Origin of the sequence: Brevundimonas albigilva (assembly GCF_023503965.1) — a bacterium.
In the GTDB taxonomy this organism is placed as follows: Bacteria; Pseudomonadota; Alphaproteobacteria; order Caulobacterales; family Caulobacteraceae; genus Brevundimonas; species Brevundimonas albigilva.
On sequence record NZ_CP097298.1, the window covers coordinates 2,086,757 to 2,100,101 of the forward strand.

14 protein-coding genes and 1 pseudogene are annotated in these 13,345 nt (G+C 70.1%); 13 read left to right on the plus strand and 2 right to left on the minus strand.

Going from position 1 to position 13,345, the window contains the following annotated elements; translation table 11 throughout:
* Window positions 1-24 precede the first annotated feature (24 nt).
* From MU852_RS11155 to rfbA, 10 genes and pseudogenes are all read left to right on the plus strand, one after another.
* Window positions 25-1,347: a glycosyltransferase family 4 protein gene (locus MU852_RS11155; RefSeq protein ID WP_249749641.1), complete on the plus strand. Its 1,323-nt coding sequence runs from the start codon at window positions 25-27 to the stop codon at window positions 1,345-1,347.
* Between the two features lie 92 nt (window positions 1,348-1,439).
* Window positions 1,440-1,880: a hypothetical protein gene (locus MU852_RS11160; RefSeq protein WP_249749642.1), complete on the plus strand. Its 441-nt coding sequence runs from the start codon at window positions 1,440-1,442 to the stop codon at window positions 1,878-1,880.
* Window positions 1,877-2,212: a hypothetical protein gene (locus MU852_RS11165; protein WP_347342297.1), complete on the plus strand. Its 336-nt coding sequence runs from the start codon at window positions 1,877-1,879 to the stop codon at window positions 2,210-2,212. The genes MU852_RS11160 and MU852_RS11165 overlap by 4 nt, the downstream gene beginning before the upstream one ends.
* Before the next feature lie 40 nt (window positions 2,213-2,252).
* Complete coding sequence (locus tag MU852_RS11170) at window positions 2,253-3,416, plus strand: KpsE/RkpR family capsule polysaccharide export protein (protein WP_249749643.1); 1,164 nt, start codon at window positions 2,253-2,255, stop codon at window positions 3,414-3,416.
* Between the two features lie 409 nt (window positions 3,417-3,825).
* Window positions 3,826-4,104: a hypothetical protein gene (locus tag MU852_RS11180; protein WP_249752001.1), complete on the plus strand. Its 279-nt coding sequence runs from the start codon at window positions 3,826-3,828 to the stop codon at window positions 4,102-4,104.
* Window positions 4,105-4,390: 286 nt separating this feature from the next.
* Window positions 4,391-4,963, plus strand: a complete 573-nt coding sequence (locus MU852_RS11185) for a hypothetical protein (RefSeq protein ID WP_249749644.1) — start codon at window positions 4,391-4,393, stop codon at window positions 4,961-4,963.
* A gap of 62 nt (window positions 4,964-5,025) precedes the next feature.
* Window positions 5,026-5,634 carry a dTDP-4-dehydrorhamnose 3,5-epimerase family protein gene (locus tag MU852_RS11190; protein ID WP_249749645.1) on the plus strand — a complete coding sequence of 203 codons (609 nt, stop codon included), beginning with the start codon at window positions 5,026-5,028 and terminating at the stop codon, window positions 5,632-5,634.
* Entirely contained in the window at window positions 5,634-6,686 is a 1,053-nt protein-coding gene (rfbB, locus tag MU852_RS11195) for a dTDP-glucose 4,6-dehydratase (RefSeq protein WP_249749646.1), read from the plus strand. Before MU852_RS11190 ends, rfbB begins: the two co-directional genes overlap by 1 nt.
* Entirely contained in the window at window positions 6,683-7,576 is an 894-nt protein-coding gene (rfbD, locus tag MU852_RS11200; RefSeq protein ID WP_249749647.1) for a dTDP-4-dehydrorhamnose reductase, read from the plus strand. The genes rfbB and rfbD overlap by 4 nt, the downstream gene beginning before the upstream one ends.
* A pseudogene (rfbA, locus tag MU852_RS11205) lies at window positions 7,573-8,442 on the plus strand (glucose-1-phosphate thymidylyltransferase RfbA); the annotation flags it as partial. The gene rfbD and the pseudogene rfbA, both read left to right, overlap by 4 nt.
* 12 nt (window positions 8,443-8,454) lie before the next feature.
* On the opposite strand, the gene MU852_RS11210 reads toward rfbA, so the two are convergent.
* Window positions 8,455-9,423: a cell wall hydrolase gene (locus tag MU852_RS11210; RefSeq protein ID WP_249751934.1), complete on the minus strand. Its 969-nt coding sequence runs from the start codon at window positions 9,421-9,423 to the stop codon at window positions 8,455-8,457.
* 117 nt (window positions 9,424-9,540) lie between these two features.
* On the opposite strand from MU852_RS11210, the gene MU852_RS11215 reads away from it, so the two are divergent.
* From MU852_RS11215 to MU852_RS11225, 3 genes are read left to right on the plus strand one after another with little or no spacing between them, the layout of a single operon-like run.
* The gene (locus tag MU852_RS11215) at window positions 9,541-10,158 is read left to right on the plus strand and encodes a prepilin-type N-terminal cleavage/methylation domain-containing protein (RefSeq protein WP_249751935.1); all 618 of its coding nucleotides are present in this window, start codon (window positions 9,541-9,543) and stop codon (window positions 10,156-10,158) included.
* Complete coding sequence (locus MU852_RS11220; protein ID WP_249749648.1) at window positions 10,148-11,197, plus strand: type II secretion system protein GspK; 1,050 nt, start codon at window positions 10,148-10,150, stop codon at window positions 11,195-11,197. Before MU852_RS11215 ends, MU852_RS11220 begins: the two co-directional genes overlap by 11 nt.
* Complete coding sequence (locus tag MU852_RS11225) at window positions 11,166-12,269, plus strand: hypothetical protein (protein WP_249749649.1); 1,104 nt, start codon at window positions 11,166-11,168, stop codon at window positions 12,267-12,269. Before MU852_RS11220 ends, MU852_RS11225 begins: the two co-directional genes overlap by 32 nt.
* On the opposite strand, the gene gspG is transcribed toward MU852_RS11225, so the two are convergent.
* The gene (gspG, locus tag MU852_RS11230; RefSeq protein ID WP_249749650.1) at window positions 12,193-13,170 is read right to left on the minus strand and encodes a type II secretion system major pseudopilin GspG; all 978 of its coding nucleotides are present in this window, start codon (window positions 13,168-13,170) and stop codon (window positions 12,193-12,195) included. The two genes, MU852_RS11225 and gspG, sit on opposite strands and share 77 nt — an antisense overlap.
* Between the last annotated feature and the right edge of the window lie 175 nt (window positions 13,171-13,345).

A 13,345-nucleotide genomic window follows, 5' to 3' on the forward strand; every position in this document is an offset into this window, starting at 1 on the left:
GTTCAAAGGCGCTGACGGATTCCCATGACCACCATCTGCATCGACGGCTTCAACCTGGCCCTGGCCAAGGGCTCGGGCATCGCCACCTATGGCCGCAACCTGCTGCAGAACGTGCGCGCCATCGGGTTGGGGACCGAGGTGCTGTACGGGCCGCCGACGCCGCGCCGGTCCGACAATGTGCTGAACGAGGCCGCCTTGGCGGACGCCGAGCGTCCCCCCCAGAAGCTGAGCCGAAAGCGCAAGATCCAGCGCTTCCAGGAAACCTACAAGTCGCGCTTCGGGCGCGAGGCCTATCCGATCACGCCGTCGGGCGAGGTGATCTGGCCCGAGCGGGGCGGCGGCCGTCCGGCGGCGGACCGGTTCTGGGCCTCGCAGGATCTGTTCAGCTACGGCAACCGCGCCTTCGCCGCCTACGGCAAGGAGACGCCGGTGGATTTCGACGCCTCGGCCGACGCGCCGGCGCCGGACGTGATGCAATGGACCGCGACCTTGCCGCTCTACGCCCGCAAGGTCCCCAATATCTACACCATCCACGACCTGATCCCGCTGCGGCTGCCGCACACCACCCTGGACGACAAGGCCACGTACAAGGCGATGTGCGACGCCATCGCCCGGCGCGCGGACCACATCGCCGTGGTGTCCGAAACGACGCGCCAGGACGTCATCCGCCTGCTGGGCGTGTCGGAAGATCGCGTCACCAACACCTATCAGGCGGTCAGCATTCCCGAGAAGCTGACGGCACGCAGCCAGTCGGAGGTGGAGCTGGAGCTGTCCGGCGTCTTCAACCTGGGCTGGAAGGACTATTTCCTGCATTTCGGCGCCATTGAGCCGAAGAAGAACCTGGGCCGCATCGTCGAGGCCTATCTGGCGTCCGGCTCGACCACCCCGCTGGTGGTCATCGGCGGCCGGGCCTGGCTGGACGAGGGCGAGACGGCCCTGCTGAACCAGGTCAAGCGCGACGGCGGGCCCAGCGCCGACCGCATCCGGCAGTACGAGTACATGCCCTTCTCCATGCTGATCAGCCTGATCCGCGGCGCCAAGGCCACGCTGTTTCCGTCGCTGTACGAGGGTTTCGGCCTGCCGGTGCTGGAGTCCATGGCCCTGTCGACGGCGGTGCTGACCTCGACGGGCGGATCCCTGCCCGAGGTGGCGGGCGACGCGGCCGTGGTGGTCGATCCCTATGACGTCCAGGCCATCACGCGCGGCATCCAGGCGCTGGACGCGGACGAGGCGATGCGGGCCGATTTCGAAGGGCGCGGCCTGGCCCAGGCCGCCCGCTTCACGCCGCAGGCCTATCAGGCGCGGCTGCGCGATCTGTACGCCAAGGTCGGGGTCGCCGTCGGCTGAGCTTGCCCTTGACCCGGACCGGTCTTCGAGCGCATGACCGGACAAGACATCCCGGCCGAGAACGGCGCCCGCATCCTTCCGCACGCGAGAGAATGGTCGCCTTTTTCACTCGAAACGCCACCATCGTGTCGGCCTTGATGAAGCGGGAGATGGTGACCCGCTTCGGGCGTGAAGGGCTGGGCTTCGCCTGGCTGATCGCCGAGCCGCTGGTGTTCTGCTTCGGCGTGATGATCCTGTGGAGCTTCACCAAGCCGGCCTATGAGCATGGCGTGCGATTGGCCCCGTTCGTGATGACGGCCTATATGTCGCTGATCCTGCTGCGGCACCTGATCTCGTACATGAGCGGGGCGGTGCAGGCCAACATCGGCCTTTTGTACCATCGACAGATCACGCCGATCCACATCTTCACCTCTCGCATCTTGCTGGAGATTCTAGGGGGCGGGACGGCCTTTTCATCGTTTACGCCATCCTGTTCGCCATCGGCGAGGTCGGGCTGCCGCACGACTATCTGCTGCTTTACACGGGCTATGTGATCCTGGGCTGGACCGGCGCCGGGTTCGCCTTGATCCTGGCCGGCATCGCGATGCGCTATGAGTTCTTTGAGAGATTCGTAACCCTGATCAGTTACCTTCTTATACCGATCTCGGGGGCGTTCGTGATGGTCGCCTGGCTGCCGCCGCAATATCAGGACCTTTATCTGAAGGTGCCCTTCACCCACCCCATCGAGATGATCCGCGCCGGGGTGTTCGGCGAGTTCGTCGAAACCCACTATGATTTCGGCTATCCCATCCTGGTCGGAGCGATCATGAACATCGGCGGCCTGCTTCTGATCGCCAGCGCCCGGGACCGGATAGAGACGCAATGACGACGACCTGCCCGACCGCCCTTCGCCTTGCGGACCTGACATGAGCGACACCAAACTGAATTATCTCGGGCCGATCCCGGAACTGCTCAGCGGCCCGCGCCGGTCTTCGCTGCGTCGACGCATTCCTCTGGTCTTCATGGGCGTGGTGGTGCTGCCGACCCTGCTGGTCGCGATCTACTACCTGCTCATCGCCGCGCCCCGCTACGTTTCGGAATCGCGTTTCGTCGTCCGGGCGGCGGCGGACAGCAGACCCCAGGCGACCGGTCTGGGCCTGGCGCTGCAGGGCGTCGGCCTGACGGCGTCCAACGACGCCTACGCCGTGCACGACTACATCACCTCGCGCGACGGCGTCGATGCGCTTGAAGCCCGGTTCAACTTCGCCGAACTTCTGCACCCGCGCGGTCTGGACGTCTTCAACGGCTGGCCGCGTTTCTGGGAAGGGCGGTCGGCGGAGAGCCTGGAAAAGGGCCTGAACCGGCTCGTGACCGTCGGTCATGACGCCTCGACGGGGATCAGCGTGCTGCGGGTCGAGGCCTTCGATCCGCGCGCGGCCCAGCAGATCAACGAGGCCATGCTGCGCAACGGCGAGGGGCTGGTGAACCGGCTGAACGACCGCCAGGCGCAGGACGCCGTCTCTCAGGCCCGGCTGGCGACCTCCGAGGCCCGCACGCGGCTGGCGTCGACCCAGCAGCAGCTCACCGCCTTCCGCAACCGCGAGCAGTTCGTCGATCCCGAGAGCAGCGCCAGCCAGGGCGCGGGCCTGATCAGTTCGCTGCTGACCACGGTGGCGAACCTGCGGGCCGAACGAGCCCAGATCGCCGCCGAGGCGCCGGCCAGCCCGCAACTGGCCGCCATCGACAGCCGCATCAACGCCTTCGAGCGCCAGATCGAGGCCGAACGGGCCAAGCTGGCCGGCGCGTCGGATTCGCTGGCGTCCAAGCTGGGGACCTATGAGGAGCTGGTCGCGCAGCGCGAACTGGCCAGCGAGGAACTGGCGCAGGCCACCGCTGCCCAGATCAGCGCGGAACAGGAAGCTCGTCGGCAGAAGCTCTACCTGGAGCGCATCGTCAATCCGAGCCTGCCGGAAAAGGCCACGGCCCCCAACCGCTGGCGCGCGATCCTGACGGTGTTCGTCAGCCTGCTGCTGGTTTACGCCATCGGCTGGCTGATCTGGACCGGCGTGCGCGAGCACAGACAAACCTGATGTCCGCCCTGCCTGTCGAGGCTGATGTCGGGCTGGTCGTCACCGACCTGGCCCGGACCTACCACGGGGCGCATCGGCCGCTGTTCTCGGGGCTGAACTTCTCGCTGAAGCGGGATGGGCGGATGGCTGTCCTGGGGCGAAACGGCCAGGGCAAGTCGACCCTGATCCGAATGCTGGGCGGGGTGGATCGGCCCTCGGCGGGACGCATCGACTGGCTCATGAGCCCGTCGTGGCCGATCGGCTTCGGCGGCGGCTTTCAGGGCAGCCTGTCGGGCCTGGACAATATTCGCTTTCTGTCGCGCCTCTACGGCCGGGATTTCAAGGAAGCCCTGGCGCGGGTGGACGACTTCGCCGAACTCGGCCGGGTCGCGCTGCGTCAGCCGGTCAAGTCAAGCAGTATTCGTCAGGCATGCGCGCGCGCCTGGCGTTCGGGCTCTCCCTGGCGATCGAGTTCGACTGCTATCTGGTGGACGAGGTGGTGGCCGTCGGCGACGCCCGTTTCCAGCGCAAGTGCCGCGAACAGCTGTTCGAACACCGCGCGCACCGGGCCTTCCTTATGGCCACGCACGTCATGGACATGGTCTCGGACTATTGCGATCGCGCCCTGATCGTCGAAAGCGGCAAGGCCAAGATGTTCGACGACGTCGGGGAGGCGATCGAGGTCTATACGTGGCTGAGGGCGGCGTGAGCGGGACGGCGACCTCCAGGGCCCGCTGGATCATCCTGCCCGCGATCCGAGACCACGAAGCGTGGCGATCCGCGATAGCGGCCGCGACACAGGCCGCCGGACTGCATCTGATCGACTGGGACGCCGCGCCCCTGGCGGATGCGCGCGACGATCCCGCGGCGATCCTTCTCACGATGGACGCCGATGCGGCGGCGGCGGCGGAGCCGACCCGGAGCGCACCACGGTCGTCCTGGGCGCGGGGGCGCCGGATGTCGAGGCGGTTCCCGAAGGGGCCGATCGCAACGCCTTGCTGCTGCATCTCACCCAGCACCTGGCGCGGGCGGAAGCCTTCGCCGGCGCGCGGGTGGTGGGCGTTCGGGATCTGAACGGCGCCCCGGTCGAACTGGCGCCGGGGCTGAACGTCGCGCCGCCGCCGACGGCCGCGCCGTCGGACCTGGCGCGGAACCTGACGCTTTACGGGCGGCCCGACGCGGCGGTGACCTGGGGACCGTCGTTCTTCACCTTTGATCCGCGCAATGCGGACCAGGGGCCCAGGACCGGCGAGATGGACCTGACGGGTCGTCCGCGCTTCCTGATCCACGGTCCCTACATCGTCATGCCGCCAGGGCGATGGAAGGCGGTCTTCCGCCTGAGTTTCGACCGGCCGGGCAGCCGGGTGCGCTTCCGCCTCGATTGGGGCGGCCAGACGGAATACGCCGAGGAGTTCATTCCCGGCAAGCCGGGCCAGTTCGAAATCGAGATGGACTATGTCTGGCGCGAGCCCGCGCCGGCAGAGTTCCGCATCCTGGTGATGGAAGGCGTGTTCGACGGCCGGCTGACCTTCGGCGGGGTGAAGGTGTCGCGGATGAGCGACGTCTGACGGTCGCACTGGCGACGACGGCCGCGCCCGTCCTATCTAGGCGCGACAGGGAGACGATCCGCATGGGCGAGGCGGCCACGGGACGACGGGCGACGAACGGACCGGTGATCCTGCTGCGTCCGCAACGCCACGGCGACGCGCGCGGCTGGTTCATGGAAACCTGGTCGGAGGCCTGGGCGGCGACGTGCGGGATCACGGCCCGCTTCGTCCAGGACAACCACTCCTTTTCCCAGGCCGAGGGGACGGTGCGGGGCTTCACCTGCAACGCCCGCCCCACGCCCAGGCCAAGCTGGTGCGCTGCCTGCGCGGCGCGATCATGGACTATGCGGTCGACCCTTCGCCGCGGCTCGCCGACCTATGGGCGCTGGACCGCCGCGCGGCTGACGGCCGAAGGCGCCGAACAGCTGTTCGTGCCGGTCGGGTTCGCCCACGGCTTCGTCACCCTGAGCGCGGCGACGGAGGTGGCCTACAAGGTTTCCGACATCCATGCGCCGCCGTGCGAGGCGGGCTTGGCGTGGGACGATCCGGCGCTGCGGCTGGACTGGCCGCTGCCCGCGACCGGACCGGTGCTGTCCGCGCGCGACCGCGCCTGGCCGACGCTGGCCGCCTTCGACAGCCCCTTCGCCTACGACGGCGAGCCGTTGGCCGCGCCCGACGAGCGGATGAACTGATGCGGGTGCTGATCACAGGCGGCGCCGGCTTCATCGGTTCGGCCCTGGCGCGACGGTTGATGGCCGGGGGCGGTCATGCGGTGCTGGTCTATGACGCCCTGACCTATGCGGCCTCTCCCGAGGCGCTGAAGGCGCTGGACGGCCGGCCCGGCTACGCCTTCGTTCAGGGCGACGTGTGCGACGCCGCCGCCGTGGCGTCCGCCCTGGCGGCGTTTCGGCCCGAGGTCATCGCCCACCTGGCGGCCGAGACCCACGTGGACCGGTCGATCGACGGGCCCCACGCCTTTGTGAGGACCAATGTGACGGGCACGGCGGTGATGCTGGAGCAGGCCCTGGCCTATTGGCGCGGGTTGGACGCGCCGGGGCGGGAGCGGTTTCGCTTCCATCACATCTCGACCGACGAGGTGTTCGGATCGCTGGGAGAGGAGGGGCGGTTCACCGAGGCCTCGCCGTATGACCCGCGCTCGCCCTATGCGGCATCGAAGGCCGGGGCCGATCACCTGGTCCGGGCGTGGGGGGCGACCTACGGCCTGCCCGTGCTGGTGACCAACTGCTCCAACAACTACGGCCCGTTCCATTTTCCGGAGAAGCTGATCCCGCTGATGATCGCGCGGGCGCTGCAGGGGCGGTCCCTGCCGGTCTATGGCGACGGGGGGCAGGTGCGCGACTGGCTGCACGTGGACGACCACGCCCGGGCGCTGGAGACGGTGTTCCTGCGCGGCGCGCCGGGACGGACCTACAACGTCGGCGGCGACGCCGAGCGCCGCAACATCGAGGTGGTCCAGGCGATCTGCCGGTTGCTGGACCGATTGCGGCCGAGGCAGGACGGCCTGTCCTACGCCGAGCAGATCGTCTTCGCGCCGGACCGGCCGGGCCACGACCGCCGCTATGCGATCGACGCCTCGCGCATTCGCGACGAGCTGGGCTGGGCGCCCGAGATCGACTTCGAACAGGGCCTGGAGGGGACGGTCCGCTGGTATCTGGAGAACGAGGCGTGGTGGCGCGCCATCCTGGCCGGGCCCTACGACGGCGGGCGGCTGGGGACGACATGACCCGCAAGGTGCTGATCCTGGGCGGGACCGGGCAGGTCGGGCGCGCCTTGACGCGGCTGTCCTGGCCCGCCGACGTCGGATTGGACGTCCCGGCCCGTGCGGATCTGGACCTGACCGACGCCGAGGCCGTGCGTCGCCGGATCGGCCAGGGCGGATACGCCGCCGTGGTCAACGCCGCCGCCTATACCGCCGTGGACCGGGCCGAGCGCGAACGGGACGCCGCCTTCGCCGTCAACGGCGTCGCTCCGGGCGTACTGGCCGACGCCGCGGCGGCCGCGGACGCCGTCCTGATCCACCTGTCGACCGACTATGTCTTCGACGGCCGGGCGGGCCGACCGTATGATGAGGATGACGCCCCGGCGCCGCTGAACGTCTATGGCGCGTCCAAGCTGGCGGGCGAGCGGGTGGTGCTGGAAGCCCAACCCCAGGCGACGGTGATGCGGACCTCGTGGATCGTCGGGCCGGATGGAAACAACTTCCTGACCACCATGCTGCGCCTGGCGGGCGAGCGCGCAGCGATCGACGTCGTCGACGACCAGACAGGGCGCCCGACGGCGGCGTCGGAGGTGGCGCGGGCGGCGCAGACCGTGCTGCTGCGGCGGCTGGACGATCCGACCGCTCCGGGCGGGCTGCTGCATTTCGCCGGGGCGGGCCAGGCGACCTGGGCGGACCTGGCGCGGTCGGTCCTGGACGCCAGCCGCGCCCGGGGCGGCCCCCACGCCGAGGTGCGGCCCATTCCGACCCGCGCCTATCCCACGCCGGCGCGGCGGCCCGCCGACACGCGGCTGGCGACCGGGCGAATCACGCGCGACTATGGCGTCCGGCCGCGACCGTGGGACGAGACGGTCGCGGAGATCGTGGCCGAACGACTGAAGGGAGCGGGGGCATGAAGGGGATCATCCTGGCCGGGGGCTCGGGCACGCGGCTGCACCCGATGACGCTGGCCGTCTCCAAGCAGCTGATGCCGGTCTACGACAAGCCGATGATCTATTATCCGCTGTCGACCCTGATGCTGGCCGGCGTGCGCGAGATTCTGGTCATCTCCACGCCGCGCGACACGCCGCTGTTCGAGACGCTGCTGGGCGACGGGTCGCAATGGGGGATCGAGATCCGCTACGCCGTCCAGCCCGAACCCGGCGGTCTCGCGCAGGCCTACCTGATCGGGGCGGACTTCGTCGGCGACCAGCCGTCGGCGCTGATCCTGGGCGACAACATCTTCTATGGTCATGGGATCGCGGACCTGTTCGCGCCGGCGCTGGCGCGACCGGAGGGGGCGACCATCTTCGCCTACCACGTCAACGATCCGGAACGGTACGGCGTGGTCGAGTTCGACGCGGCGATGCGCGCGCGCTCGATCGAGGAGAAGCCCGCGCGGCCGCGCTCCAGCTGGGCGGTGACGGGGCTCTATTTCTACGACGCCGAGGTGGTCGACATCGCGCGCGGGCTGAAGCCGTCGGCGCGGGGCGAGCTGGAGATCACGGACGTGAACCGCGCCTATCTGGAGCGGGGGCGTCTGTCGGTGGAGGTGATGGGGCGGGGCTACGCCTGGCTGGACACCGGCACGCCCGACAGCCTGATGGAGGCGGCCCAGTTCGTGCGGGTGCTGGAACATCGCCAGGCGCTGAAGATCGCCTGCCTGGAGGAGGTCGCCTACCGCCAGGGCTTCATCGACGCCGAGGCGGTGGAGCGGGCGGCGGCGGCGATGGGCGCCAACGCCTATGGCCGCTACCTGACCGAACAGGTGCTGGGCCGGCGCCCTGACGGACGATCAGGAGCCGGCGTCTTCGGTCGGCTTGCCCGTCAGCATGGCGTAGGCCCGCTCGAAGGCGTCGTTCTTGACGAACATCAGGCCGCGCTGGCGCGGGGCCGGGGCCTCGTTGGCGCCGGGCGTCGAGCCGTTCAGCGCCGCGCCGTAGAAGATGTGCGCTCCGATGCGGCGCACGCGTTCCAGCCGCGACGACCAGCTGGGGCGGACATAGTTGGCGTGATAGTTGACCGAGGTGCGCGGGAGCAGGGTCGTCGGCTTGCCGGCGTAAACCTCGCGCGCGATGCGTTCGGCGCGGGCCCAGGCGGTCATGTTGACCGGATAGCGGCCGATGGAGCCGTCGCAGGTGAAGGTGAACTGGCAGGTGCGGCTGTTGCGCTGATAGACTACCGCGCAGACGTCGCCCGGATAGCGCCCGCTGTCGGCGCGGTTCAGCACCACCTCGGCGACGGCGGCCTGGCCGTCCTCGCTCTCGTTGCGGGCCTCGTAATAGATGGCCTGGGTCAGGCATTCGACCGGATCGGTCGGGACCGCCGGCATGGAGGTCAGGTCCAGCTTCGGCGCCGTATAGCCGCGTCCGCCTGTCGGCCGCGCCCGGCTCGGGTCATAGGCCGGCGGGGCGATGGTGGCGGTCGGCTCCAGGGCGGGCGCCGTCGCGCGCGCGGCGACGGCGCGGGCCGGGCGAGGCGTCTCGGGCGATCGGCGGGCGGCGATCTGGCGGCGGGGCGCGGGCGTGGTCTGCGGCTTGGGATCGGCCAGGCGCGCCCCCTTGCCGTCCTGCAACATCGCCTGGAGTCGCGCGTTCAATTCGGCGCGGCGGTCGGCGTCGCTGACGACCGCGACCTTGGCGGGAGCATGCAGGGCCTGGGGCGGACGACCGGCCTCGGCGCTGGCGTCGCGCACGGCCGCGGCGCCGAACCACAGGGTCCCGCCGACGGCCGTTGTGATGATGATCGACGCGGTGTGGCGCATCCCCGTCCCCGAAATATTGTCCGCAAATATCCCAAAGCGGCGAAAGCGCCAAGCGCGGCCGTGCGCGGCGCGCCTGGATCATTGGCGCGCGGGGCGTCAGGGTCTAGGGAGAAGGCCATGCGCGCGCGCCGTCCCGGATTTTCGCTGATCGAGGCGCTGGTGGTCCTGGCCATCAGCGGCATGGCGTTGGCCATCGTCTTCTCCATCGGCCTGAAGGCGGGGGACGCGGGCTTCGGCCTGGGGCGCAAGGCCATGTCGGCGGCCGACCTGGACGTGGCGGTCAGCGACTTTCGCGCCGTGGTGCGCAGCATCGCCCTGCGCCCCGAACGCGCCTTCCTGGCGGGCGTGGACAAGCCGGTCGTCGGCGCGGCGCGGCGTTTCGAAGGCGAGGTGGTGATGGAGCGCGCCACCCAGTGCGCGCCGGCCGGCTGGGCCGGAACCCTGGTGCTGGCTGTCGAGCCGCGAGGCGATGAACAGATCCTGACCTGCACCGCCGGAGAGCGCACCGCGACGCTGTTCGCCACGCGAAAGCGCGACGCGGCCCTGTCCTATTCGGTGAACGGCCGGGACTGGAGCGACAGCTACACCAACGCCCCGCCGGGCGGGTTCGGCGAAGGCCTGCTGCGGTCCGCGCGCGTCTTCGTGCGCTTTTCGGGCGGCGCCGGCATGGACGTGATCGAGGCGGCCTCTTCGGGGCTGCCGGACAACTGGGCGCGGCCGGTCGATGATTTCTGAGCCTATCGACGGCGCCAGGCGCGGTTTCGCCCTTCCGGCCGTGCTGGCGGTGATCGGGGTGGTGACCATCGTCTTCCTGGTGGCCATGACGGCCCTGAGCAGCCTGAACGCCGAGGCGGCTTCGGCGCGCGACCGGGTGCGCTTCACCCAGCGCGCCCTGACGGCGGAGGCGACCCTGGCCTATATGATGTCGACCGAGCCGTTCGGTCCCCTGGGGATGCGGATCGGCGCGCCGCGCGCCCTGGATCCGTTTCTCGAGCCCGAGGACGTGGAGGCGCTCGCCAGCGGCGTCCCGACCCAGGATTTGCGGCTGGACGGCAGTCCCTATCTGCTGGACGTGGGCGGCCCGATGATGGTCAGCCTGCGCGACCAGGCGGGGATGGTGAACCTGGCCTATCTGACGCCGGACCAGGCCGAGCGGCTGGCCGAACAGGCGGGGGCGCCGCGCGGTTTCGGGCGGACGCTGCTGGCGCGATATCGCGACTATGCGGACCCGGACGACCTGCGCCAGATCGACGGCGCCGAGTCCTCGGAATACGGCGGCGATGGGCCAGCCAATCGCAATCTGCTGCGGGCCGACGAATATCTGTCGATCCTGGGGGTGCGGCAGGCGGTCGACAGCCGCAAGTGGCGGGCGCTGCGCGACGCCCTGGCGGTCGACGCCGGCGTGCCGCGCGCCAATGTGAACACCGCCAGCGCCGACGCCCTGGAAATCCTGTTCGGCGCCTCGCCGCAGCAGGCCGAGGCGGCCATACGCGCGCGTCAGCAGGCGCCCTTTCTGTCTTTCCAGGACTTCGTGGCGGCCAGCGGCGTGCCCGACGTCAGCAATGACGAGATCCTCTACACCTTCCCGGCGGGAAAGGTGTTCTTCACGCTTCGGGACGGGCGCTCGGCCTGGATTTACCGGGGCCGCATCTCGTTGACGCCGTCCGGGCTTGAGCGACCGGTCTGGATCGACCAAACTGACACCACAGAAGCCCCGCGCCGGGTCGCCGCCGATACATCCAATGCAACTCGATTTCCTTACGCCCCGCGTTGAGCGGCTGTCGGCCGACGGGGCCTGGACGACGCTGCATCCGGGCGGCGCGATCGGACGCCTGCGCACGCCGGTGGTGCTGCTGGCGCGCGAGCTGACGGTCTTTTCCCGCTTCGAGACGGCGGCTCTGCCCAAGAACCGCCGCCGCCAGGCCGCCCGCCTGCACGCCCGGACCGGCGCGCCCTATCTGAACGCGGCCTCGCTGGTGATCAAAAGCGGCGCGGACTTCGGCCTGTGGTGGTGGGACGCCGAGCGGGTCGACGCCATGGTGCGGCAGCGTTGGGGCGGACAGATCCCGGCCCTGCGCCCGGAAACCCTGGCCCAGCCTGCGGGCAGGGGCTGGCGCATCGTGCGCCTGACGGAAGGTCACGAGGCGCAATACTGGCGCGACGGCCAGCTGCACGCTTCGGCCTGGCGCCGCGAACGCTTCGACGCGCCCGCCTGGGCGGCCTTCACCCGCGTTCAGCGGGGCGCGGAGGACACGCCGGAGACGCCGCCCGCGCCTCAGGCTCTGCCCATCGACTACGACGGGCCGGCCTTCTCGCTTTCGACGACCGAGATCACGCGTGAACAGGCCATCGGCGCGGCGGGCGCGGCCTTGGCGACGACGGCGATCTGTGCGGCGCTGCTGCTGGCGGGGCAGGGCGCGCGCCTGTCTTCGGACGCCAAGGAGATCGAGGCGGAAACCGCCGATATCCAGGCCCAGACCCCGCGCGCCGGCGCCCTGCAAGGGCTGGAGACCAACCGGCGTCGTCTGGCCGCCTATCGCCAGGTGGAGGAGCGCACCAGCCCGCTGAGCGCCGCCGCCGGCGCGGCCATCGGCATCGTCGCCATTCAGGACCTGACGCCGCTGGCGCTGGACGTGCAGGAGGACAGCCTGTCGATCACCCTGCCGTATTCGGCGGTCGGCCGGGCCGATAGCCTGATCGCCGACTTCGAGCAGTCGGGCTACTTCTACGACGTCCAGCCCCGCACCGACGCGCAGAACCAGCGGCTTGTCATGGAGATGAAGGTGCGAGAGGCGGCGCCGCCCCTGTCGGCCGATCTCTCCGCAGGTCCGACTGCAGGCGGATGAAGCGGCAGTCGTCGCCGACCGAGCGCAACGTCATCACCACCCGGTCGCCGTTGATCAGATTGGCGGTCGTGGGCGAGCACACGCCCCCGGCGGCGATGTCCAGCGCCGGCGCCAGGGTGTAGCGCCAGGGCGAGCGCAGGGTCAGGGTGCGGGCGTCGTCCGCCTCGGCCGGGTCCTGACGGCCCGATGCGGCGACCGGATCGACCAGGCGGATCGGCAGGCTGGTGCGGTTCGCCTCGCGACGCAGGTCCGAGACCTGACGCTGGAATTCGAAGAAGACCGCGTGCGCCGTGGCCTGGTCCAGCATGCGCGACGTCGACGGCATGATCACCGCCGTGCTGAGGGCCAGGATCACCAGCACGACCAGGATCTCCATCAGGGAGAAGCCGGCCCGGCCGGCGGCCTTACCGCTGGTCGGAGTTGACGTCGGCATTGACGCCGCTGCCGCCTTCCTGCCCGTCGGCGCCGTAGCTGACGACGCGGGCCCGCGCCTCTGGGGCGCCTGGCGCGCCGGTGGCGGCCGCCGCGGGGGCACGTAGATGTAGGGGCGCGCCCACGGATCGGAGGGCAGGGCCTTGTCCAGATACGGGCCGGACCAGCCGGGCACCTGTTGCGGATCGGCCTGCATCAGAAGGGCCAGGCCCTCCTGTTCGGTCGGCAGGCGGCCGATGTCGATCCGCATCGTTTCCAGCGCCGCCTCGATGGAGCGGATCTGCAGCCGGGCGGTGGTGGTCTTGGACCGGTCCAGCTGCGCGAACAGACGGGGCCCGACGACCGAGGCGATCAGGGCGATGATGGCCAGGACGACCAGGATCTCGAGCAGGCTGTAGCCGGCGCGGGCGCCGCGGGCGGCGCGTCGCGCGCGGAGGCGGCGTTGAAGGCGGGAAAGGCGGAGAAACACGCGGACGACCCTGAAAAGGCTGGACCTATTACGATGGCTCAGGGGCTGCTATAGCTCACGCCCATGCGCCCGTCGATGCGAAACGACCCGGGCGACCAGACGCAGCGGGACGGCATTTGCAGGACATCACAGCCGGATTGAGGGCCTCTGCGGGCGTGCGGACCCGCGACCTCGT